This is a genomic window from Herbaspirillum sp. 3R11 (assembly GCF_004563925.1).
GTDB lineage: Bacteria > Pseudomonadota > Gammaproteobacteria > Burkholderiales > Burkholderiaceae_D > Herbaspirillum.
In genome coordinates this window covers 245,664-268,349 of sequence record NZ_SPNJ01000003.1, presented here as the reverse complement: position 1 = coordinate 268,349, position 22,686 = coordinate 245,664, and the positions used below count along the sequence as shown (strand labels likewise).

General features: G+C 61.9%; 16 protein-coding genes. 11 read left to right on the top strand and 5 right to left on the bottom strand.

From position 1 onward, the window contains the following. Positions 1 to 2: 2 nt before the first annotated feature. The 4 genes from E4P32_RS14655 to E4P32_RS14640 form a co-directional block, all read right to left on the bottom strand. Positions 3 to 1,052, bottom strand: a complete 1,050-nt coding sequence (locus E4P32_RS14655; protein WP_116435084.1) for an ABC transporter substrate-binding protein — start codon at positions 1,050 to 1,052, stop codon at positions 3 to 5. Positions 1,053 to 1,097: 45 nt separating this feature from the next. Next, positions 1,098 to 2,954, bottom strand: a complete 1,857-nt coding sequence (atzF, locus tag E4P32_RS14650) for an allophanate hydrolase (RefSeq protein WP_116435085.1) — start codon at positions 2,952 to 2,954, stop codon at positions 1,098 to 1,100. 341 nt (positions 2,955 to 3,295) lie between these two features. Then, positions 3,296 to 3,760 (bottom strand): YidB family protein, encoded by a 465-nt coding sequence (locus E4P32_RS14645; RefSeq protein ID WP_116435086.1) that lies wholly within the window; start codon positions 3,758 to 3,760, stop codon positions 3,296 to 3,298. 212 nt (positions 3,761 to 3,972) lie between these two features. Beyond that, positions 3,973 to 4,698 (bottom strand): 16S rRNA (uracil(1498)-N(3))-methyltransferase, encoded by a 726-nt coding sequence (locus E4P32_RS14640; RefSeq protein ID WP_116435087.1) that lies wholly within the window; start codon positions 4,696 to 4,698, stop codon positions 3,973 to 3,975. A 302-nt stretch (positions 4,699 to 5,000) separates the two neighbouring features. Here E4P32_RS14640 and tkt point away from each other — a divergent pair, with 302 nt between their 5' ends. The 6 genes from tkt to E4P32_RS14610 all read left to right on the top strand — a co-directional run bounded on the left by tkt (position 5,001) and on the right by E4P32_RS14610 (position 11,016). Continuing rightward, positions 5,001 to 6,995 carry a transketolase gene (gene tkt, locus E4P32_RS14635; protein WP_116435088.1) on the top strand — a complete coding sequence of 665 codons (1,995 nt, stop codon included), beginning with the start codon at positions 5,001 to 5,003 and terminating at the stop codon, positions 6,993 to 6,995. Further along, positions 6,992 to 7,582 carry a GNAT family N-acetyltransferase gene (locus E4P32_RS14630; protein WP_116435089.1) on the top strand — a complete coding sequence of 197 codons (591 nt, stop codon included), beginning with the start codon at positions 6,992 to 6,994 and terminating at the stop codon, positions 7,580 to 7,582. The genes tkt and E4P32_RS14630 overlap by 4 nt, the downstream gene beginning before the upstream one ends. 9 nt (positions 7,583 to 7,591) lie before the next feature. After that, a complete protein-coding gene (gap, locus tag E4P32_RS14625; RefSeq protein ID WP_016832950.1) occupies positions 7,592 to 8,605 on the top strand; it encodes a type I glyceraldehyde-3-phosphate dehydrogenase in 1,014 nt (337 codons plus the stop codon). A 252-nt stretch (positions 8,606 to 8,857) separates the two neighbouring features. Beyond that, a complete protein-coding gene (locus E4P32_RS14620; protein WP_116435336.1) occupies positions 8,858 to 9,346 on the top strand; it encodes a hypothetical protein in 489 nt (162 codons plus the stop codon). A 125-nt stretch (positions 9,347 to 9,471) separates the two neighbouring features. Continuing rightward, positions 9,472 to 10,161 carry a signal peptidase I gene (gene lepB, locus E4P32_RS14615; RefSeq protein ID WP_116435337.1) on the top strand — a complete coding sequence of 230 codons (690 nt, stop codon included), beginning with the start codon at positions 9,472 to 9,474 and terminating at the stop codon, positions 10,159 to 10,161. A gap of 126 nt (positions 10,162 to 10,287) precedes the next feature. Continuing rightward, positions 10,288 to 11,016: a class I SAM-dependent methyltransferase gene (locus tag E4P32_RS14610; RefSeq protein WP_116435090.1), complete on the top strand. Its 729-nt coding sequence runs from the start codon at positions 10,288 to 10,290 to the stop codon at positions 11,014 to 11,016. A gap of 52 nt (positions 11,017 to 11,068) precedes the next feature. Here the strand turns inward: E4P32_RS14610 and glnE are convergent, their stop codons facing one another. Then, positions 11,069 to 13,822 (bottom strand): bifunctional [glutamate--ammonia ligase]-adenylyl-L-tyrosine phosphorylase/[glutamate--ammonia-ligase] adenylyltransferase, encoded by a 2,754-nt coding sequence (gene glnE / locus E4P32_RS14605; RefSeq protein WP_255419425.1) that lies wholly within the window; start codon positions 13,820 to 13,822, stop codon positions 11,069 to 11,071. 165 nt (positions 13,823 to 13,987) lie between these two features. Here glnE and E4P32_RS14600 point away from each other — a divergent pair, with 165 nt between their 5' ends. The 5 genes from E4P32_RS14600 to E4P32_RS14580 all read left to right on the top strand — a co-directional run bounded on the left by E4P32_RS14600 (position 13,988) and on the right by E4P32_RS14580 (position 22,606). Further along, positions 13,988 to 18,160 carry a YhdP family protein gene (locus E4P32_RS14600; RefSeq protein WP_116435092.1) on the top strand — a complete coding sequence of 1,391 codons (4,173 nt, stop codon included), beginning with the start codon at positions 13,988 to 13,990 and terminating at the stop codon, positions 18,158 to 18,160. A gap of 72 nt (positions 18,161 to 18,232) precedes the next feature. Further along, positions 18,233 to 19,039 carry a carbon-nitrogen hydrolase family protein gene (locus E4P32_RS14595; protein ID WP_116435093.1) on the top strand — a complete coding sequence of 269 codons (807 nt, stop codon included), beginning with the start codon at positions 18,233 to 18,235 and terminating at the stop codon, positions 19,037 to 19,039. Between the two features lie 46 nt (positions 19,040 to 19,085). Continuing rightward, positions 19,086 to 20,546: a metalloprotease TldD gene (gene tldD, locus E4P32_RS14590; RefSeq protein ID WP_016832944.1), complete on the top strand. Its 1,461-nt coding sequence runs from the start codon at positions 19,086 to 19,088 to the stop codon at positions 20,544 to 20,546. Between the two features lie 338 nt (positions 20,547 to 20,884). Then, complete coding sequence (aroG, locus tag E4P32_RS14585; protein WP_116435094.1) at positions 20,885 to 21,949, top strand: 3-deoxy-7-phosphoheptulonate synthase AroG; 1,065 nt, start codon at positions 20,885 to 20,887, stop codon at positions 21,947 to 21,949. Positions 21,950 to 22,108: 159 nt separating this feature from the next. Next, the gene (locus E4P32_RS14580; protein WP_116435095.1) at positions 22,109 to 22,606 is read left to right on the top strand and encodes a VOC family protein; all 498 of its coding nucleotides are present in this window, start codon (positions 22,109 to 22,111) and stop codon (positions 22,604 to 22,606) included. The last annotated feature ends 80 nt before the right edge of the window (positions 22,607 to 22,686 follow it).

Genomic DNA, 22,686 nt, shown 5'->3' with positions numbered 1-22,686 from the left:
GATCAACCCTTGTAAAGAAGTGAATCCACCATCACGCGCGAGGCGAAGATGCCCTTGTCGACGAACAGGTCGTAGAACTTCTGGAAGTAGGCGACATCGCTGGCCTTGAACTCGTTGTAGAGCATGTAGGACGCCAGCGGCACTTCATTGGTGAGCGAACCTTCGATGGCGGTGTAGCCCTTGAGGTAAGGACGCGCCTTGTCGGGCGTCTTGCGGATCAGTTCGATGCCGCGCGTGTAGGCGGCGATGTATTTTTTTGCTTCGGCCGGATGCTTCTTGATGAACTCGGTGGTCAGCGCCGCCGCACCGCCATGCCATGGCGCGTTCGGATTGCCGAGGACGTACTTGGCGATGACGCCTGCCTCCAGCACACGGGTGGTGTTGTTCATGCGGCCGATGGTGCCGGTCGGTTCCAGCGTGTAGACGGCGTCGACCTGGCCGGCGGCGAGCGCGGCGACGTGCTGGCCGATCGGCAGTTCGATCACGGTCGCTCCGGTGGCGCCGGCACGTTCGAGCACGGTCTTGGCCAGCGTGACGTTCTGGATGCCGGGACCGGAGGCGACCTTCTTGCCCTTGAGTTCGGCGATCGATTTGATGGTGCTGTCTTTCGGTACCAGGAACTCGTCGAGCACGTACTGCGCATTGCTCGGATTGGTCGCGAAGATCTTGAACAGGCCCGGCTGGGCGATCTCACCGATGGCCAGGTTGCCGGCGCCGGTGCCGTTGGCCGACCCGTCGGCACGTCCCGACAGCATGGCTTCCATCACCTGCTGCGCGCCGGCGAATTTGATCGGTTGCACGTCGAGACCGGCTTCCTTGAAGTAGCCGTCTTCCACTGCAGCATAGAAGGGCAGGCCGGCGGCGACCGGCCAGTAACCGATCCGGATCGGCACGCTTTGCGCACGCAGGATGGCAGGCGCACCACCCAGTGCCAGCGTAGTCGCGACCGTGCCGGCGACGCCGAGAAAGCGGCGCCGTTGCGCTGACTCCGCCTTCACCTCTGTCTGTGTGCCGAATGCGTTTTCTGTATCAGAGATTGCTGTTTTTTTCATGCTGGCTCCGTGAGGTGAAGGCGGAAAGTAAGGTCGGAAGGTTGTTCAGATTTTTGCAGCGAGATACGCAGTCCAGCCGCCGTAACCGGTGATGTCGCGCGCGTTGTCCAGCGCCGCCGGTTCGCAGATGAAGCCCTTGACGCTGCTGCCGTCGGCCAGCTCCATCGTGCCGATACCGAGCGGCGCCGGAATCGCGGCGACGAAGCTGCCGAAATTGCGCAGCGGCATTTCCCAGACTTCGGTGATGATGGCGGCGCCGTCATCTCCATTTGCACTATTGATGCGGACAAGGCCCGGTTTGGCCGGTGTGGTGTTGGCGAGCGCGTAGAGGCGGTAGTGTTTGCTGGTGGTGGTGCTGGCATGCAGGCGGGCGCCTGCTTCCAGCAATTGCCAGTTCAGCGGCTGGCCGCTCAGGTGCGCGCCGACCACGCCGACCTTGACGGTCGTTTCGTTGAAGGGCAGCGGCGCAGCGGCCACGGCGTCGGCTTGCGCGGCACCGCCCAGCAATTGTTGGAATTGCGCGCCGGCTTCCGCCAGCAGATGGTCGGACCCGGCTGGGCCGATCAGCGTGATCCCGGCGGGCAGGCCGTCCTTGCGCCACACGGCGGGAATCGCCAGCGCCGCCATGTCCATCAGGTTGACGAAGTTGGTGTAGTAGCCGAGCTGCGAATTGCGCACGATCGGATCGGCCTCCACCTCGGCGATGGTCGGCATGGTGGTGGTGGTGGGCACCAGCAGCAGGTCGGTGTTTTGCAGCAGGCTCTCAGCTTCGCGGCGCAATTCGGCCAGGCGGTATTGGCCGTTGAAGGCGTCGACCGCGTCGAACTTGTCGGCTTGTGCGGTGATCTCCCTGACCACCGGATGGATCGCTGCGTTATTGGTGTTGAAGAAATCTCCCAACGCGGCGCGTCGTTCCGCAACCCACGGGCCCTGGTAGAGCAGTTGCGCAGCGTCCGTGAAGGCGTCGAAAGGAATGCGTGTGATGCTCACGCCAGGCATGGATGTGACTTTTTCCAGCGCTTGTTCGAACGCCATACGGGCCTGCTCGTCGCCATAGAATTCCGGCTTGGCCGGTACGGCGATGCGATAGCCGCGACGCTTGACGCCGAGCATGGCCGGCATGCGCGAGTAGGCGTCGGATGCATCGAAACCGGCCGCGCTTTGCAGCACGCGCCAGGCATCGGCGACGTCGTGCGCAAAGATGGAGATGCAATCGAGCGTGCGGCAGGCCGGCAACATGCCGCTGCTGCTGAGGAGGCCGCGCGTCGGCTTGAGGCCGACCAGGTTGTTGAAGGCGGCCGGTACGCGTCCCGAGCCGGCGGTGTCGGTGCCCAGCGAGAACAGGACTTGTCCCAGCGCGACCGCGACGGCGGAGCCGGAGCTGGAGCCGCCCGATACATATTCGGGTTGCAGTGCGTTGCGCACCGCGCCGTAGGGCGAACGCACGCCCACCAGGCCGGTGGCGAACTGGTCGAGATTGGTCTTGCCGATCAGCAGGGCGCCGGCTTTCTGCAAGCGCGCGACGACCGTGGCGCTGACTTGCGGCACATGGCTGAATTCAGGACAGGCGGCGGTGGTCGGCAGTTCGGCGACGTCGATATTGTCTTTCACCGCAAACGGGATGCCGAACAGCGGCAGCGTGTCGAACACCGCTTCGCCCTTGATCTGCAGCATCAGGTCGAGTGCGGCTGCCTGTTGCTTGAGCGTCTTGGCGGACACGCGATGGATCCAGACCTCGGTGCGGTCGGACTGCTCGATCTGCGTCAACAGGTCGCCGATCAGCTTGCTCGGCTTGAGGCTGCCGGTGCGATAGGAGGCCAGTAAATCGGCGATGGTCCTCTGCGGGGCGGAGGAATTCGAGGAGGCGGAGGAGGCGTATTGGGGCAAAGTAGTTGCTGACATAGATATATTCATTCTTGAATACAAGATGAAAAATATTAAGCAGATAGCGTGCCAGCGGATCTTGGGGCCGGTCTGAGAACGACGGGAGGCGCCGAAACCGCTTGCCGCAGCTTGTTTGGCGGCATCGCAGCCAGCGCCACAATGAGGGGAGATTGATGGAGGAAAGAGGACGGACTTGATCGGAAACGCGGGGGAGTGCGTTCGATTGGCGCGTTCAGCAACGCCAAACTGGTGCCTGCACCAGATTTTGGTGCAGGCGGTGATGCAGGCAGCTAATGATTAGTAAGGCGGTGGGGCGTGGCGACTGCCCCTTTGACAATTTCCAGATTCAGGCTCGAGATTCAGGCCGACTTGCCGCCGAGAAAGCCGCCAAGCAGGTTGCCGATTTCCGAGCCGAGATCGCCCCCGGATGCGGGCACCTGGCCGTTTGGCGTCAGATGATCAACCAGGCCGGGAAGAATCTGGGCCAGGTGGCCGGCGATATCGCTTTGCGGAATGCCTGCCGTTTGCGCCAGGCTGCTCAACTGATCATCGCCTAGCGCTTGCGCCAGCTGATCGCCCGAGACCGGCTGGTTCTGGCCGGTGCCGATCCAGGAGTCGACAATCTGGCCGAGGCCGGCGTTTTGCAGGGTGCCGAGCAAGCCGCCCAATCCGCCAAGCCCACCCAGCGCGCCCGAGCCGCCGGACTGATTGTTGGCAAGCATGCTCAGCACAGCCTGGATCAACGCCGCTTTGGGATCGCTGCCGGTTGCATTGCCGTTTGCATTGTTATTGAGTGCGCCAAGTACGCTGTCGAGTAAGCCCATGAGATTCTCCTGAAAGGAAGTGAAGGAACGATCCGGCAGGGGAGGAAAAGAATTGCCGGAACGGGTGGAGAGGCAACGGATGGCACGCTGACTGCGTTGTCGAAGGATGTGGAGATATCTCTTCTTTTGTCTCTCTATGCCTATGTTTACTGCTTTTCCTGCTTCTTCATGTTTCTGCTGACTTCTCTGAAGCGGCCTTGCCGGGAGGCTGCCTACATCTCGCCCCAGATCGCATTGATCGCCGCCAGCGCGCTCAGGCCGGCGGTTTCGGTGCGCAGCACGCGCGGGCCCATTGACAGCATCAGCGCGCCCTGGTCGCAGGCGAGGTTTTCTTCGGCTTCGGTAAAGCCGCCTTCCGGGCCGATTACCAGACTCAGCGCCTGCGCCGGATGATGACGAGCCCAGTCGGATAGCGATTGCTCCCCACGTGGCGACAGCAGGATGCGCTTGTGCAGGTCGCTCTGGCCGATCCAGCTGGTGAATTCGGTCAGCGGGGCCAGATGCGCCAGGCGGTTGCGGCCGCTTTGTTCGGCCGCGGCCTGGATGATGCCTTGCCAGTGGCTCTGCTTCTTCTCGGCACGCTCGCTGTTGAGCCGCACCACGCAGCGTTGCGCCGCCAGCGGCTGGATCGCGGCCACGCCCAGCTCCATGGCCTTTTCGATGATCCAGTCCATTTTGGATGCTTCCGGCAGCGCCTGCGCCAGCGTGACGGCGTAGGACAGCTCGGCCTCGCGCGGCGAAAAGGTCTTGACCTCGGCGTGCACGCGCTTCTTTTCCATCTGCGTGATGACCGCCGTATATTCGCCGCCCTGGCCGTTGAACAGCGTGATCGGATTGCCCAGTTGCATCCGGATCACTTGGACATGGTGCGCGACCTGGTCGGGCAGGGCCAGCGTCATGCCGATGGCCAGGGAGTCGGGGCAGTAAAAGCGGGGCATGTGATAGACGATCCGATTAGAAAAATGACAATTGGCAAGGATTTGAAGCGATTTAACTCGCGGCGACGGCAAAAACGCGTAAAAAATTGTTTTTTGACATGCCGGAATGTGCCGTCCGCATGGGGCGATTTTAATTCTTCGGGCAGGTCTCTGGTAAAATAGTTGGCTCAGTCTGGCTCGTTCCGGGAGTTCATCCGGGCCGACCGGCAAGGCATCCGACATGCGCGCGTTATTAACGTAAGTAGTCCGAATTGTTCGTAACGACGTAGTTCGACCGCAATCCGCAACTCTTTGACATCGACATGACTTCCACACTCCCTACCGACAAGATGGCCAACGCGATCCGCGCGCTGGCAATGGACGCAGTACAAAAAGCAAACTCAGGACACCCAGGCGCGCCGATGGGGATGGCGGAAATCGCAGTCGCATTGTGGGCCAAGCACTATCGCCACAACCCGACCAATCCGCAATGGGCCAACCGCGACCGCTTCGTGCTGTCCAACGGCCACGGCTCGATGCTGCAATACGCCTTGCTGCACCTGACCGGTTACGACCTGTCGATGGACGAGATCAAGAATTTCCGCCAACTGCATTCCAAGACCGCCGGCCATCCGGAAGTCCACGTCACCCCAGGCGTGGAGACCACCACCGGTCCGCTGGGTCAGGGCATCACCAACGCCGTCGGCATGGCGCTGGCTGAAAAGCTGCTGGCTGCAGAATTCAACAAGCCGGATCTGGCGGTGGTTGATCACTACACTTACGCTTTCGTCGGCGACGGCTGCCTGATGGAAGGCATCTCGCACGAAGCCTGCTCGCTGGCCGGTACGCTGCGCCTGTCGAAGCTGATCGTGCTGTACGACGACAACGGCATCTCCATTGACGGCAAGGTCGAAGGCTGGTTCAAGGACGACACCCCGAAGCGCTTCGAAGCCTACGGCTGGAACGTCATCCCTGCTGTCGACGGTCACAACGTCGAAGCGGTCAATTCCGCCATCCATCAAGCCAAGCTGGCCGACAAGCCGACCCTGATCTGCTGCAAGACCGTGATCGGCAAGGGTTCGCCGAACCTGGCCGGCACCGACAAGGTCCACGGCGCGGCGCTGGGCGACAAGGAAGTCGCGGCAGTGCGCGAAGCGCTGGGCTGGACTTCGGCGCCATTTGAAATCCCTGCCGACATCTATTCCGCGTGGGATGGCAAGGTCCAAGGCCAGCAATTGGAAGCCGACTGGAACAAGCTGTACCAGGCTTACCAGGCCAAGTACCCGACCGAAGCCGCCGAACTGGTGCGCCGCCTGAAGGGCGAGCTGCCGGCCGGTTTCGACGCAGCGGTGCAGGCTTACATCGCCAGCACCATCGACAAGAAAGAAACCATCGCCACCCGCAAGGCCAGCCAGAACGCGATCCAGGCTTACGCGCAAGTGCTGCCTGAATTCCTCGGCGGTTCGGCCGACCTGACCGGCTCCAACCTGACCAACTGGAAAGAATCGGTGGCCGTGCGCGCCGATGTCGCCGGCAACCACATCAACTATGGCGTGCGCGAATTCGGCATGAGCGCGATCATGAACGGCATCGCCCTGCATGGCGGCTACATCCCGTTCGGCGCGACCTTCCTGACCTTCTCCGATTACAGCCGCAATGCCTTGCGCATGGCCGCGCTGATGAAGCTGCGCGCGCTGTTCGTGTTCACGCATGATTCCATCGGCCTGGGCGAAGACGGCCCGACCCATCAATCGGTCGAGCACGTTTCCAGCCTGCGCCTGATCCCGAATCTGGACAACTGGCGTCCATGCGACACGGTCGAATCGGCCGTGGCATGGGAGCAGTCGGTCAAGCGCAACGACGGTCCGAGCACCTTGATCTTCTCGCGTCAGAACCTGCCGTTCCAGGAGCGTACGCCTCAGCAAGTCGCCGACATCAAGCGCGGCGGCTACATCCTCAGAGAAGCCAAGGACGCCAAGGTCATCCTGATCGCCACTGGTTCGGAAATCGAACTGGCGGTCAAGGCGGCCGACGAACTGGCGGTGCAGGGCATCCCGGCGCGCATCGTGTCGATGCCGAGCACCGACGTGTTCGATCGCCAGGATGCAGCCTACAAGGCCAGCGTGCTGCAGCGCGGCGTGCCGCGCGTCGCGATCGAAGCCGGCGTGACGTCGACTTGGCATAAATATGTCGGCCTGGAAGGCGCCGTGGTCGGTATCGACACCTTCGGCGAATCGGCTCCGGCCGGCGTGCTGTTCAAGCATTTCGGCTTCACCGTCGAGAACGTCGTCGCCAAGGCCAAGGCTGTCCTGGCATGAGTCTGAGCGGCAAGGTTCAGGGGCAGGACATCACCAACGTCGTCGGTCCGGTAACGGTCCGGCGCGCGACGGTCGATGATGCCGCCCTGATCGCTCAGGTACGCATCGACAGCTGGCGTGCCGCCTATCGCGGCATGATTCCGGATAGCTATCTGGACGGCATGAAGGTGGACGACAGCACGCACATGTGGACGCGCGTGCTGAGCGCCGGATCCGATGCGGCCTGCACCTTCGTGGCGGAAGTTGAAGGTGAACTGGTCGGTTTCGCCGCCGGCATCACGCTGGCGGAACGCAAGCTCGATTTCGATGCCGAACTGACGGCTTTGTACGTTTTACCCTCCGCTCAGCGCGCCGGCATCGGCCGCCGCCTGCTGAGCGAAGTGGCGGCAACACTGGCCGCTGCAGGTGCGCCCAACATGCTGGTCTGGGTGCTGGCGAAAAACAGCAAGGCGCGCGACTTTTACGCGCACCTCGATGCGCAATTGCTGGCCCAGCAGACCTTCAAGTGGGATGAACTGGATTTGATCGAAGTCGCCTATGGCTGGCGCGACATCCAATCCATCGGCAGAATTACTACTGTTTCTTAAGGAGAAAACATGACTATCCGCGTCGCAATCAATGGCTATGGCCGCATCGGCCGCAACATCCTCCGCGCTCATTACGAAGGCGGCAAGAAACACGACATCCAGATCGTGGCGATCAACGACCTCGGCGATCCGAAGACCAATGCCCACCTGACCCAATACGACACCACCCACGGCAAGTTCCCGGGCACTGTGACTGTCGACGGCGATTCCATCGTCGTCAACGGCGACCGCATCAAGGTGCTGGCGCAACGCAATCCGGCAGAACTGCCATGGGGCGAACTGAAGGTTGACGTCGTGCTGGAATGCACCGGCTTCTTCACCACCAAGGAAAAGGCCAGCGCCCACCTGAAGGGCGGCGCCAAGAAAGTCATCATCTCCGCACCAGGCGGCAAGGATGTCGACGCGACTGTCGTGTTCGGCGTCAATGACGGCGTGCTGAAGGCCACCGACACCGTGATCTCCAACGCATCGTGCACCACCAACTGCCTGGCGCCGCTGGTCCAGCCGCTGCACGAGAAGATCGGCCTGGTCAACGGCCTGATGACCACCGTCCACGCCTACACCAACGACCAGGTCCTGACCGACGTCTATCACGAAGACCTGCGCCGCGCACGTTCGGCTACCCAGTCGATGATCCCGGCCAAGACCGGCGCCGCTTCCGCAGTCGGCCTGGTGCTGCCTGAACTGAACGGCAAGCTGGACGGCTACGCGATCCGCGTGCCGACCATCAACGTCTCGATCGTCGACCTGTCGTTCATCGCCGCGCGCGACACGACTGTGGACGAAGTCAACGCCATCATGAAGGCCGCTTCCGAAGCCGGTCCGCTCAAGGGCATCCTGACTTACAACACCGAACCGCTGGTGTCGGTCGACTTCAACCACAACCCGGCATCGTCGAACTTCGACTCGACACTGACCAAGGTTTCCGGTCGTCTGGTCAAGGTTTCGTCGTGGTATGACAACGAGTGGGGCTTCTCGAACCGCATGCTGGACACCACAGTCGCACTGGTTTCGGCAAAATAATCGGTCTCAAACCGTCATTTTTGATTGATCCGGCCTAATTTGGCTTCTTTTCTTCGCATGCTTGTCAGGCGATGTCTAAGAAAATATCTTGGGCGGATCAATAACCAGACGATGTGTTCTGGAAAGGCTGTTGCAAATCCGTTTTGCGATAGCCTTTTTTATTGACGATTTAACAATAATTAATCGAGGGCTGTAATGTCGTCACCTTCTTCAACACCGATTTTGCGTAGCCACGGCGTCAAGCTGATTGCCATGCTGGCCCTGAGCCTGACGCTCGGCGGCTGCGACTATGTCGCCAGCTTCACCAAACCCAAGCAGACGCCCGAAGAAGCCAAGGCCGAAGGCATCGCGCTGGGCGCCGGCTGCCGTCAGGCAGGCCAGAGCCTGGAAGATTGCTACCAGCGCAATCCCGACAAGCTGAAGGCGGGTATTTTTGCCGGCTGGAAGGACATGCACGAATACATGGCGGCCAAGAACATCCAGACCATCGTGCCGCCGCCGATGCCTGAGAAAACCGAAGCCGACACGGCCAAGGAAGCGCCCAAGGACGACCGCACCGCACGCCGCGAGCGCCGTGAGCGCGAGAAGGCCGAGAAAGATGGCAAGGACAGCAAGGATACTAAAGACAGCAAGAGCAAGGATAGCAAGAGCAAGGACGGCGGCGGAGGCGACAGCGACCGCAGCAGCCGCAGCAGCCGTAGCAATCGCGATCGCGACGACAGCAGCTCGAGCAAAAAGTAAGTAGACTGGGCGGCTGGAGCGAATCGGATTGCAGGTATCGATTCGCCGCGCGCCGACCTGCAGCAAGCAGTTCAAGGTTGACAACGCGCCCCGCCAGTCGGGGCGTTTTTCATGGAATGAGCGACATGCAAGCGATCAAGAAACTGATTTCCGCCAACAAGGGCTTCCTGTGCTTTCTGCTCGGCATGCTGCTGATCCGCAGCGCCGTGGCGGACTGGTATGGCGTGCCGTCGGCGTCGATGTACCCGACGCTGCTGATCGGCGACCGCATCATTTCGAATCGCCTGGCCTATGACGTCAAGCTGCCGTTCACCGATATCGTGGTCGGCCGCATCGCCGATCCGCAGCGCGGCGACATCGTTACCTTCAGTTCGCCGCAAGACGGCACCCGCCTGGTCAAGCGCCTGATCGGACTGCCCGGCGACATCATTGAAATGCGCGACGAGCAACTGGTCATCAACGGTGCGCCGATGTCCTATGATGCTGCAGCGGCCGCACCGGCCTCGCACCGCATGCCCGATTATGAAGGACGCCAGATGATCGTCACGGAAAGCCTGCCGGCCATGGCGCACGGCGTGATGCTGCTGCCCGAGCGCATGGCCTTGCGCAGCTTCGGCCCGATGACCGTGCCGGCAGGGGAATACCTGGTGCTGGGCGACAACCGTGACGACAGCAAGGATTCGCGTTATATCGGTTTCGTGCCGCGCGCCTTGCTGACCGGCCGCGTGAGCCGCGTGATGTTTTCGCTTGATCCGCAACGTCACTATCTGCCGCGCGTGCAGCGTTTTGGCGCGGCCTTGCGGGACGCCGGTTAAGCGCGGATAGCGCCCGACAGCGGCTTGCCGCGGCGACTGGCATTCTCCCGGGAATGTGGGCGCAGGTTTTGCATTTCCCGGCAAGGCAGGGCATCATGCTCGCTCGTCACGCAAGACCACAAGAATATGAACGCTCCCCTGATCGTCAAATCGCCGCACAGCTATCCCCACGTCCCCGAGACCGCCTTCGGCATCTGGTTCCTGCAAACCCATACCTGGACCTTGCATGTATTGGAGCGCGCCTTCAAGGATCTCGAGCCGCTGATCCCGGAGCGGCGTGCGTCGTATCCGGTGGTGGCCGACGTCGGTTGCGGCTGGGGCCGGTCGCTCACGAAGCTGCATGCGCGTTTCGCGCCGCAGCGGCTGATCGGCATGGACATCGATTCCGCCATGCTGGAGGCGTCCGCGAAAGAAGTCGCCGGCGCCGGCATCCGCGCCGAATTCATCCAGTGTTCAAGCTCGCACATGACGCTGGAAGACAATAGCGTCGATCTGCTGTTCTGCCACCAGACCTTCCATCACCTGATCGAGCAGGAAGAGGCGATCCAGGAATTTTTCCGCGTGCTCAAGCCGGGCGGCGTCTTGTTGTTCGCGGAGTCGACCAAACGCTACATCCATTCGTGGATGATCCGCTTGCTGTTCCGCCATCCGATGGAAGTGCAGAAGACCGCCGGCGAATACCTGGCGCTGGTGCGCAGCGCCGGCTTTCAGGTGGCGCCGCAGTCGATTTCCTATCCTTACCTGTGGTGGAGCCGCGAAGACCTGGGCCTGATGGAGCGCGTGCTGCGCATCAAGCCCAACGCCGTGCGCGAAGAAACCCTGATCAACCTGGTTGCGGTCAAGCCGGTCGTCTGAATTTTTGCAGCCGGTCCGTCCTGCTCCGGCTGCACCTCCAGCTTCAACCCCCTCATCCCCCGAACACTTCCAGCCACAAGCGCTTGACGCTGTCGCTTTCCTTTTGCACGCGTTCGATCGGCGTGCGTGCGCGCTCTTCGCCGCGCAGACGGATCTGATGCTGCAGTTTGCGGAACAGGCGATAGGCATTGGCCACTTCATCGGCCAGCGCAGCGTCGATCAGTCCCAGCGAACCGCACATCTTGAGCAGCGCGATGTTGCCGATGTCGCCGGTCAGCTGCTGGTATTGCGAGGCGTAGCGCAGCACCAGGAATTGCACCAGGAACTCGATGTCGATCATGCCGCCGTCGTCATGCTTGAGGTCGAACAGCGTGCTGGGATTGGGATGCGCCTGGTGCATCTTCATGCGCATGCCGAGTACTTCCTGAGTCAGCTTTTGCGGGTCGCGTTCCTGCCGCAGCAAGTCTTCGCGCAAGGCTTCGAAACGATTGCCGATGCCGGTGTCGCCGGCGCAATAGCGCGCCCGCGTCAGCGCCTGGTGTTCCCACACCCAGGCTGAGGTGCGCTGGTATTTTTCGAAGGTCGCAAACGACGACACCAGCAAGCCGCTGGCGCCGTCCGGGCGCAGCGCGATGTCGATGTCGAACAGCGTGCCGGCCGGCGTATGCGAAGTCATCCAGGTGATGAAGCGCTGCGCCAGCTTGGCGTACAGGCCGGGCGCTTCCTGGTCGTCATCGTCATAGAGAAAGACCACGTCGAGGTCGGACACATAGCCGAGTTCCTTCCCGCCCAGCTTGCCATAGGCGATCACGGTGAATTGCGGCACGTCGCGATGGCGGTTGGCGACGGTCTGCCAGACCGCCTGGATGGTGGCGGCGACCAGGATGTCCGCCAATGCCGACAGGTGATCGGCCAGACGCTCTACGCTCAGGTCGCCTTCCAGATCCTGCGCCAGCAAGCGGAACAATTGGGCGTGATGGACTTCGCGCAGGATATCCATCTGGCGCTCGGTGTCGCCCGGCGCGGTGTCGAGCTGGCGCTGGCAATCCTGGGCGAACGCCGGCCAGTCGGGCGGCGCCTTGAGGTTGCGGTCGTCGAGCAATTCGTCGAGCAGGATGGGATGCTGGGTCAGGTATTTGGCAGCCCAGTCGCTGGCGGCCATCATGCGGATCAGGCGTGTGAGCGCATGCGGGTATTCGGTCAGCAGCGCCAGGTAAGCGGCGCGGCGTGCAATCGCTTCGAAGAAATCGAGCAGCCGGCGCAAGGTCGGCAGGCGCTTGTCCGGCATCGCGCCGATGATCGGCAACGCGGCGTTGATCAGCGTCATCAGGCGCGTGCGGCTGGTTTCCGGCAGCGATTGCAGGCGTGGCGATTGCAGCGTCGCCAGCACGCGCTGGGTGGCGCCGTCGACATCGTCGTAGCCGAGCAGCGTGAGCGTATCGGCAATCGACTCGGCGCTCTCGCCGTCGTTGAGTTCGCAGACGGCGCCGTCGCCCTCCGAGTCGGCGCGGTCGTCGGTGTTGTTGGCGCCTTGCTTGTCACTGAAAATGGTGTCGAATTGGCCGGCCACGATGCGGCGGTGGCGTTCCAGTTCGGCCAGCAATGCGGCGACGTCGGTGTAGCCCATCATCTGCGCGACAATCAGCTGGTCGCTGCCGTTGACCGGCAGCGTGTGGGTTTGCGCGTCTTCCAGGTATTGCAGGCGATGTTCAAGATTGCGCAGGAAGGTGTACGCCTCCAGCAATTGCTCGACCACGTCCGGCTCCAGCAGATTCTTGTCGGCCAGGGTGCGCAGCGTGACACGGGTCGAGCGGTCGCGCAATTCCGGATCGCGGCCGCCGCGGATCAGCTGGAACACCTGGCTGGTGAATTCGATTTCGCGGATGCCGCCGCGACCCAGCTTGACGTTGTTGCTGCGTTCCGGGTGCAGCGACTCCTGGCGTTTGACCTCGGCGCGGATCTGCGCGTGCATCGAGCGCAGCGCATCGATCGAGCCGAAGTCAAGGTAGCGGCGATAGATGAAGGGATGGCTGATGGCTTCCAGCGCGGCGATGTCGCAGTCCTTGCCGGTCAGCGCGCGCGCCTTGGTCCAGGCGTAGCGTTCCCATTCGCGGCCCTGGCGGATCAGGTATTCCTCGACCATGTTGTGGCTGGCCACCAGCGGGCCGGAGGCGCCGTTGGGGCGCAGCGCCATGTCGACGCGGAAGGTGAAGCCGTCGGCGGTGATCTCGGACAGGGCGGCGATCAGTTTCTTGCCCAGCCGGATGAAGAATTCATGGTTCGACAGCGAGCGTTGGCCGGCCTGGTCGGCCAGCGTGTCGCCATCTTCGGGATAAACGAAGATGAGATCGATGTCGGAGGAGACGTTGAGTTCGCCGCCGCCGAGCTTGCCCATGCCGAGGACGATCATTTCCTGGTGGTTGCCGGACTCTTCGCCGATCGGCATGCCGTACAGCGCGGTCAGCTCCTGCATCAGCGCCTGCAGATGGGTCTGGACGGCGAAGTCGGCGAATTCGCTCATGGTTCTGACCACTTCGGCCAGATCGGCCTTGCCGCTGAGATCGCGTTCGATCAGCGTGCAGACGACCAGGTTGCGCAAGCGCCGCATCGGGCCGTTGAGCGCCGCCGCACCTGTCTCCGGCGCCCGGGCGGTACTCATGTCATGTTGTAAAACGCGCTCGAAAACCGCACGGTTCAGGGATAATTGCGAAAATTCCGCCAGTTGGGCGGGGCGCGCCGCATCGGCATTGGCCCAACGGGCCAGGAACCGGGAGGCCGTCATGCTGTCGAGAAGGGAGTTAGTCACAAATTGTCAGGATATCGGGTTGAATACGAGGTTAAAGATGGTAAAGCCGGGGTTTTCCTCCATGAAAACGGGCCGCCGTCCTCTAGGTCAAACCACGCTTCCATGCGATGATGCTGGGCTACGACGCTTGTTTCATTCTACCGTGAGTTTTTCCTCTTGCCCCTGATGTCCGAAGACCAACACGACGCCATTCCGCCGACCGGCCGCCGCGCTGCCGCCTGGCGTAATGCGTGGGGTGCGGCCAAAGGTGCGTATTGCCATCTGAGCAGCGCCACGCGCCGCGTCATCGGGTTTGTCTTCAAGCTGCTGGTGCTGGCTTACTTCGTGTTTTGCGCGCTGTTCCTGACGCTGCGCTACGGCATCCTGCCCGAGATCGACAGCTACAAGGGCGACATCGAAAAGATCGCCACCCGCGCCGTCGGTCGTCCGGTCACCATCGCCGACATCGACGCCTCCTGGAGCGGGCTGCGGCCGCAGCTGGAACTGAGCGAAGTCGTGATCCACGACAGCGCCGGACAGGCGGCGCTGACCTTGCCCAAGGTTTTCGCCACATTGTCCTGGACCACGGTGCTGGTGGGCGAGTTGCGCTTCGACAATTTGACCATCTTGCGGCCCGATCTTTCCATATTGCGCGACGCCGACGGCAAGTTCTTCGTCGCCGGCCTGCCGGCCTCCAGCGGCAAGGACAACAGCGCCGGCGCCGACTGGCTGCTGTCGCAACGCGAAGTCGTCATCCGCGACGGCAAGATCCGTTGGCGCGACGACAAGCGCGGGGCACCGGAACTGGCGCTCGACAAGGTCGACCTGGTGCTGCACAACCAGTGGCGCCTGCACCAGATGGCGCTGAAGGCGACGCCGCCGGCCGACTATGCGGCGCCGCTCGATGTACGCGCAAATTTTTACCATCCCAGTTTCGCCAGCAAAATTTCCGACGTGACGCGTTGGAAAGGCACCTTGTACGCCGACGTGCGCAATACCGATCTTGCAGTCTGGAAAGCCTATGTCGACTATCCGCTGGAGCTGAGCCAGGGGCGCGGCTCGGTGCGCGCCTGGCTGGACCTGGATCACACCAAGATCGCCAACTTCACCGCCGACCTCAGTCTGAGCAATCTGTCGGCGCGGCTGGACAAGAAACTCGAACCGCTGCAACTGGCGCGTGTCAGCGGCCGCGTCTCCGGCAGCGAGATTTACTCCCCCGATCTGCAGGACGGCATCCCGACCTTCGGCGCCAACGGGCACAAGCTGACGCTGAGCAATTTCTCGCTGGAGACCGATGACGGCTTCGCGCTGCCGCCGACCACGATTTCCGAAGTGTTCGAACCGGCCACGCGTTTCCGTCCTGAAAAAATGACGGTGGAAGCGAAGTTGCTCGACCTCGCCATCCTTTCCGACCTCGGCAGCCGCCTGCCACTGACGACGTCACAGCACAAACTGCTCGCCGATCTGGCGCCGCATGGTCAGCTCAAGGATTTCTCGGTGCAATGGGAGGGCAGCTATCCCGAGGTGCGCGCCTATCGCCTGCGTGGCGCCTTCAGCGGCCTCGGCATGCAGCCGCAGGCGGCTCGCCTGGCCCAGCCCAAGACCGCGACGCAAGCCGCGCGCGCCGGCGCGCCGGCGATTCCCGGCTTTGCCAACCTGGATGGGCAGATTGATGCGACGGAGCGCGGCGGCAAGCTGAGCCTGGCATCGCAGGACGTTGCGCTGCAACTGCCGACATTGTTCGCCGATGCAGCCATGCCGTTCGACAAGCTCAATCTGCAAAGCCATTGGGAAATCCAGAACAACGAGATCCTGCAGTTCCACGTCGACAGCCTCGACTTTGCACAGGACAGCGCGGCGGGCACGGTGAGCGGCACCCACACGCTGCCGCTGCAAGGCAAGTCGCCCGGCGTCATCGACCTGAAAGCCAAGCTGTCGCGCTTCGATCTGCAAAAGCTGTCGCGCTACCTGCCGCTGCACACGGCCAAGCCGGCGATGGACTGGATCAGCGGCGCGCTGCTCGACGGCCAGGCCACGAATGTCGACATCGTCGCGCGCGGAGACCTGGCCGACTTCCCGTTCCGAAACATCAAGCCGGGCAGCAAAAATCCGGGTGAATTCAAGGTGTCCGGCAAGTTCGACAAGCTCAAGATCAACTATGCGCCGTCGCATACCGGCAAGGACGGCAAGTCGCCTGAATGGCCGCTGCTGGAAGACGTCAAGGGCAGCATCACGATCGACCGCACGCGCCTGGAAATCCTGGCCGATTCGGGCAAGACCCACGGCGTCGCGGTGTCGGACGTCAAGGCCGTCATCCCGGATTTGCTGAATGCCGAATCGTCGCTGGAGATCGACGGCAGTGCCGCCGGCGCCATGCCGGATTTCCTGCGGTATGTGAAGGACAGTCCGGTGGCGCACTGGATCGGCAATTTCACCGAAGACACGCAAGCGACCGGCAACGCCAAGCTGCAATTGAAGTTCCAGCTGCCGTTGCATCACATGATCGAGGCCAAGGTCGACGGCGCGCTGCAATTCCAGAACAACGACGTTGCGCTGATGGCCGGACTGCCGACCGTCTACCGCACCAACGGCAAGCTGGAGTTCAATGAAAAGGGCTTCAACCTGAACGGCATCAAGGGCATGTTCCTCAATGAGCCGGTCACGGTGGCGGGCGGCACCCAGCGCGACGGTACGACGCTGGTCAAGGTCGACGGCGCGGTTACCGCCGACGGCTTGCGCAAGGCCTACAGCGAGCCGGTGCTGCAGCGTTTGCTGGGTCGCCTGAGCGGCGCTTCGCGTTATACCGCCACCATCGCCGTGCGCCAGCATCTGCCCGAAATCACCATCGAATCCAGCTTGCAGGGACTGGCCGTGGATTTGCCGGCGCCGATGCAGAAGACCTCGGGCGAGAGCTGGCCTTTGAAATTTGAAATCATCGGCATGCCATCGGCTGATCCCTTGCTTCAGCGCGATGAAATCAAACTGTCGCTCGGGTCGGTATTGGCTGCGCGCTACCTGCGCCAGAAGGCGCCCGGCAAGGCCGACTGGCAGGTGCTGAGCGGCGGTATCGGCTTCGGCCAGGCGGCACCGCAACCGGACAGCGGCCTGGCGATTTACGCCAGCGCCAAATCGATGAACATCGATCAGTGGATGAGCTTCCGTTCTGCGATGCTGAAGCAGTCCGACGGTAGCGAGGGCGCTCCCGATCCGGGCCTGAGCGCCTATCTCGAGCCTGACGTCATCGCCGGACGCACCAGTGAATTGCTGCTGATGGGCAAGAAGCTCGACAACGTCGTGCTGGGCGCATCGCATCAGAACAAGGCCTGGCAGGTGAACATTTCTTCCGACCAGGCCACCGGCTACGCCACCTGGAGCGAGTCGGGCAGCGGTCGCGGACTGGGACGTGTCACGGCGCGCCTGGCCACGCTGAACATCCAGAAGGGCGCCGGCACGGATCCTGCCGACCTGCTGGAAAATAACGCCGATGCGGCCGACAACAATAGTGCCAGCCGCATTCCGGCGCTGGACATCGTGGCGGAAGACTTCCGCCTGTTTGGCAAGAAGCTCGGCCGCCTTGAGCTCAACGCCAATAACGTGCGCGTCAGCGTCGGCAGCGAATGGCGCATCAACAAGCTCACGCTGATCAATCCCGACGCCGAGCTGCGCGCCGCCGGCAACTGGATGGCGTTCGGCCGCAACAATACTTCCAACCTGACCTATGCGCTGGACATCAACGATGCCGGCAAGCTGCTGGAGCGCTTCGGTTTCGTCGGCGTGGTGCGCGGCGGCAAGGGGCAGCTCGACGGCGACGTCAGCTGGAAGGGGTTGCCGTATTCGCTCGATATTCCGACGCTGAGCGGACAGATCCACATGGACATGCATTCGGGCCAGTTCCTCAAGGTCGATCCGGGTGCGGCCAAGCTGCTCGGCGTGCTGAATTTGCAGGCGCTGCCGCGTCGCCTTGCACTGGATTTTCGCGACGTGTTTTCCGAGGGCTTTGCCTTCGACAACATCGTCGGCACGGCGGCCATTGCGCAGGGCATTGCGACCACCGACAATCTCAAGATGACCGGCGTGGCTGCATCGGTGCTGATGAACGGTTCTGCCGACATCGCCAAGGAAACCCAGAACCTGCACCTGGTAGTGATCCCGGAAGTCAATCTCGGCACGGCGTCGCTGGTGGCGCTGGCGATCAATCCGGTGGTCGGCGTCGGCACTTACCTGGCGCAACTGTTCCTGCGCAACCCGCTGATGAAGACGCTGACCTTTGAATATAATGTAACCGGGTCCTGGAGCGATCCGCTGGTCGTCAAGCAGGAACGCACTGCCGACGCCAACAGTAAACCTGCCGCAAAATAACATTCATACAATATTCATACGGCATGCCGATGACGCCATGTTCCGGCGCAACCGATTTCCAGCGAGGCTGACATGAGTGAAACTTACAAAGTCGCGGCGATACAGATGGTGTCGACGCCCGAGGTCGAAGAGAATTTCGCCGCCGCGCGTCGGCTGGTCGGACAAGCCGCAGAGCAGGGAGCGCAATTGGTGCTGCTGCCGGAATACTGGCCCATCATGGGCATGCACGAAAAAGCCAAGCTTGCGCACGCCGAACAGGCCGATGTCGGCAAAATTCAGGATTTCATGGTGGCGCTGGCCAGCGAGTTCAAGGTCTGGCTGATCGGCGGCACCTTGCCGATGGCCTCCGATGAAGCCGACAAGGTGCTCAACACGACGATGGTCTACGACCCGGCCGGTCGCCGCGTGGCGCGCTACGACAAGATCCACCTGTTCAGTTTCGTGCGCGGCGAAGAAGCTTATGACGAAGCGCGCACCATCGTCTTCGGCAACGAAGTCGGGGGCTTCACCGCGCCGTTCGGCAAGGTCGGCCTGTCGATCTGCTACGACCTGCGTTTCCCCGAGCTGTACCGGGCCATGGGAGACTGCGCGCTGATCGTGGTTCCGGCGGCATTCACCCACACCACCGGCCAGGCGCACTGGGAAACCCTGCTGCGTGCGCGAGCCATCGAGAACCAGTGCTACATCCTGGCGTCGGCGCAAGGCGGCAAGCACATCAACGGTCGCCGCACCTGGGGCCACAGCATGCTGATCGACCCGTGGGGTGAAATCGTCAGCGTGCTGCCGGAAGGCGAAGGCCTTGTTATCGGCGACATCGACCCCCATCGTCTACAATACGTACGTGAAAGCCTGCCTGCGCTCAAGCATCGCAAGCTCTAGGCGCCGGGAAGGCGCCCAATAGTTGCTGTAATTAAATAAATAATTTATGAAAACATTCGAACCCAATCTCAGCGCGCTCGGTATTGCACGCGACGTCCTGCTCACGCCGTTCGGCCTGGACGAAGCCAAGTTGCTGAAAACACTGGGCACCATGTTTACGCACAAGGTCGATTACGCCGACCTGTATTTCCAGTTCACCAAGAGCGAAGGCTGGAGCCTGGAAGAGGGCATCGTCAAGACCGGTAGCTTCTCCATCGACCAGGGCGTGGGCGTACGCGCCGTGTCGGGCGACAAGACCGCGTTCTCGTATTCGGATGAAATCTCGGAATCCATTCTGCTCGACGCCGCTGCAGCAACCCGCACCATCGGTCGCCAGGGCGCCGGTCGCGTCAAGATTGCCGGCAGCATGCAGCCCAACGGCGGTCGTTCGCTGTACCTGCCGCATGATCCGCTGACTTCATTGGACGCGACCGCCAAGGTCAATCTGCTGGAACGCATCGAACGCATCGCCCGCGCCAAGGATCCGCGCGTCGTGCAAGTCATGGCCAGCCTGGCCGGCGAATACGACGTGGTGCTGGTGGCGCGCAGCGACGGCATCATCGCCGCCGATATCCGTCCGCTGGTGCGCGTGTCGATCACCGTCATCGCCGAACAGAACGGTCGCCGCGAAATGGGCAGCAGCGGTGGCGGCGGTCGCTACAGCTATGCTTACTTCAGCGACGAGTTGCTGGAAAAATATGCGTCCGAAGCGGTCTCCACCGCATTGGTCAATCTGGACGCGCGTCCTGCGCCAGCCGGTCCGATGACCGTCGTGCTCGGACCGGGCTGGCCGGGCATCCTGCTGCACGAAGCCATCGGCCACGGCCTCGAAGGCGACTTCAACCGCAAGGGCTCGAGCACCTTCTCCGGCCGCATCGGCGAGCGCGTCGCCGCCAAGGGCGTCACCGTGGTCGATGACGGCACCATCGCCGATCGCCGCGGTTCGCTCAACATTGACGACGAAGGCAACCCGACCCAGTGCACCACGCTGATCGAAGACGGCATCCTGAAGGGCTACATCCAGGACACCATGAACGCGCGCCTGATGAAGATGCCGGTGACCGGCAACGCCCGTCGCGAATCGTTTGCGCACCTGCCGATGCCGCGCATGACCAACACCTACATGCTGGCCGGCGACAAGGATCCTGCAGAAATCCTGGCTTCGGTGAAGAACGGTTTGTACGCCGTCAACTTCGGCGGCGGCCAGGTCGACATCACCAACGGCAAGTTCGTCTTCTCGGCGAGCGAGGCCTACATGATCGAGAACGGCAAGATTTCCTACCCGGTCAAGGGCGCCACGCTGATCGGCAACGGTCCTGACGTGCTGAACCGCGTTTCGCTGATCGGCAACGACATGAAGCTCGATTCCGGCGTCGGCGTGTGCGGCAAGGAAGGCCAGAGCGTCCCGGTCGGCGTCGGTCAGCCGACCTTGCGCATCGATGGCGTCACGGTGGGTGGTACGGCATAAATTGTGCGTTGTAGGCATTGAGTGACGGTTTAAATGCAAAAAAACGTCATTCAATGCGGTTTTTGTGAAAAATTAATGACCGCTGTTGCCAAAGCCGGGAAATTGTTGCATTATCGTTTTCTGTTGTAACTAACGACTATTCGCATAGATCACACCATGTCTTTCGCCCGCGCTTACTTCTTTTATTTTTACTTTAGCTATTCCAGCCCCACGGCGGTGAAAAGCGGTAAGCGTTCGTAAGTAGAGACCAAACCGAATTTCTAAAAAACCGCCAGTGATGGCGGTTTTTTTTTACCCATTCGAATTCATCCAATTCAGATTGCAATCAGGAGAAAAAAATGCCGCGCACCGACGATCTACGCATCCGAGAAATGAAAGAACTGACACCCCCCTCGCACCTGATCCGTGAATTCGGCGGCAGCGAAAAAGTCGAGAGCACCACCGCAGAATGCCGTACGGCCCTGCATCGCATCCTGCACGGCCAGGACGACCGCGTCATGGTCGTGATCGGCCCTTGCTCGATCCACGACACCAAGGCCGCGATGGAATATGCCCGCCGTCTGGTGGTCGAGCGCGAGCGCTTCAAAGGCGAGCTGGAAATCGTCATGCGCGTCTACTTCGAAAAGCCGCGCACCACAGTCGGCTGGAAGGGCCTGATCAACGATCCCTACATGGACAACAGCTTCCGCATCAATGACGGCCTGCGCACCGCGCGCGAGCTGCTGCTCAACATCAACGAACTGGGCCTGCCGGCCGGCACCGAGTTCCTCGACGTGATCAGCCCGCAATACATCGCCGACCTGATCAGCTGGGGCGCCATCGGCGCGCGCACCACCGAATCGCAGGTGCACCGCGAACTGGCTTCGGGCCTGTCGTGCCCGGTCGGTTTCAAGAACGGCACCGACGGCAACATCAAGATCGCCGTCGATGCGATCAAGGCGGCCTCGCAGCCTCACCATTTCCTGTCGGTCACCAAGGGCGGCCACTCGGCCATCGTCTCGACCGCCGGCAATGAGGATTGCCACATCATCCTGCGCGGCGGCAAGGCGCCGAATTATGACGCCGCCAACGTGGAAGCAGCCTGCCAGGACATCGCCAAGAGCGGCCTGGCGGCGCGCCTGATGATCGATGCCTCGCACGCCAACAGCTCGAAGAAGCCGGAGAATCAAATCCCGGTTTGCGCCGACATCGCCGGCCAGATCGCCGGCGGCGACACGCGCATCGTCGGCGTGATGGTCGAGTCCAACCTGGTGGCAGGACGCCAGGACCTGGTGCCGGGCAAGGAGCTGACCTACGGTCAATCCGTCACCGACGGCTGCATCGACTGGGAAGAAAGCCTGGGCGTGCTGCAAGGTCTGGCGGATGCGGTCAAGCAACGCCGTCTGATTGGCGACAAGGAGTAATCCCGCTCGGTTTGCAGCGTCTTTGCAGACAGGAAAAAGCCCCGCATGCGGGGCTTTTTTTCATCCCGGCGCCATATCCGGGCTTGTCCGTTCGCCAACTTGATTTTTGAGATGCAGAGCGCACAATGAGCCTCCTGATTTCATCAAAAGGAGACAAGCATGGCCACTTCTTCCCAAGTTAAAGCGGTGCCGGACGGCATGCATACGCTGACGCCGTACCTCATCTGTGCCGGAGCCGCGCAAGCCATCGAATTTTACAAACAGGCGTTCGGCGCCATTGAACTGGCGCGGCTGCCGGGGCCGGATGGCAAGATCATGCACGCGCTCTTGCGAATCGGCGATTCGCCGTTGATGCTGGTCGATGAAATGCCTCAATGGGGCGCGGGCTCGCGCGGTCCGCATCTGCTGGGTGGTTCTCCGGTCGTCGTTCATCTCTACGTCGAGGATGCCGACGCCGTGTTTGCCCAGGCGCAGTCTGCCGGCGCGAAAGTCGTGGTGCCCTTGGCTGACATGTTCTGGGGCGACCGCTACGGCCAGCTCGAGGATCCGTTCGGCCATCGCTGGTCGGTCGCCACGCATCAGCGAGACCTGTCGCCTGCCGAAATCAAGGAGGCGATGGAAAACATGAGCAAGGAACAGAAGCTGCAATGCGGCTGATCGCGCGAGAGAAAGCGCGCAGAAATAAAAAACGCCGGCACATCATGATGTGCCGGCGTTTTTTATTCGTCCTGACAATG

Excerpts from the sequence above, each read along its gene's own strand:
- E4P32_RS14580 (WP_116435095.1), top strand. The coding sequence starts at position 22,109 with ATGGCCACTTCTTCCCAAGTTAAAGCGGTGCCGGACGGCATGCATACG.
- E4P32_RS14600 (WP_116435092.1), top strand. The coding sequence starts at position 13,988 with ATGTCCGAAGACCAACACGACGCCATTCCGCCGACCGGCCGCCGCGCT.
- tldD (WP_016832944.1), top strand. The coding sequence starts at position 19,086 with ATGAAAACATTCGAACCCAATCTCAGCGCGCTCGGTATTGCACGCGAC.
- E4P32_RS14645 (WP_116435086.1), bottom strand. The coding sequence starts at position 3,760 with ATGGGCTTACTCGACAGCGTACTTGGCGCACTCAATAACAATGCAAAC.
- E4P32_RS14640 (WP_116435087.1), bottom strand. The coding sequence starts at position 4,698 with ATGCCCCGCTTTTACTGCCCCGACTCCCTGGCCATCGGCATGACGCTG.
- aroG (WP_116435094.1), top strand. The coding sequence starts at position 20,885 with ATGCCGCGCACCGACGATCTACGCATCCGAGAAATGAAAGAACTGACA.
- atzF (WP_116435085.1), bottom strand. The coding sequence starts at position 2,954 with ATGTCAGCAACTACTTTGCCCCAATACGCCTCCTCCGCCTCCTCGAAT.
- E4P32_RS14610 (WP_116435090.1), top strand. The coding sequence starts at position 10,288 with ATGAACGCTCCCCTGATCGTCAAATCGCCGCACAGCTATCCCCACGTC.
- gap (WP_016832950.1), top strand. The coding sequence starts at position 7,592 with ATGACTATCCGCGTCGCAATCAATGGCTATGGCCGCATCGGCCGCAAC.
- E4P32_RS14595 (WP_116435093.1), top strand. The coding sequence starts at position 18,233 with ATGAGTGAAACTTACAAAGTCGCGGCGATACAGATGGTGTCGACGCCC.
- E4P32_RS14630 (WP_116435089.1), top strand. The coding sequence starts at position 6,992 with ATGAGTCTGAGCGGCAAGGTTCAGGGGCAGGACATCACCAACGTCGTC.
- E4P32_RS14655 (WP_116435084.1), bottom strand. The coding sequence starts at position 1,052 with ATGAAAAAAACAGCAATCTCTGATACAGAAAACGCATTCGGCACACAG.
- tkt (WP_116435088.1), top strand. The coding sequence starts at position 5,001 with ATGACTTCCACACTCCCTACCGACAAGATGGCCAACGCGATCCGCGCG.
- E4P32_RS14620 (WP_116435336.1), top strand. The coding sequence starts at position 8,858 with ATGCTGGCCCTGAGCCTGACGCTCGGCGGCTGCGACTATGTCGCCAGC.
- lepB (WP_116435337.1), top strand. The coding sequence starts at position 9,472 with ATGCAAGCGATCAAGAAACTGATTTCCGCCAACAAGGGCTTCCTGTGC.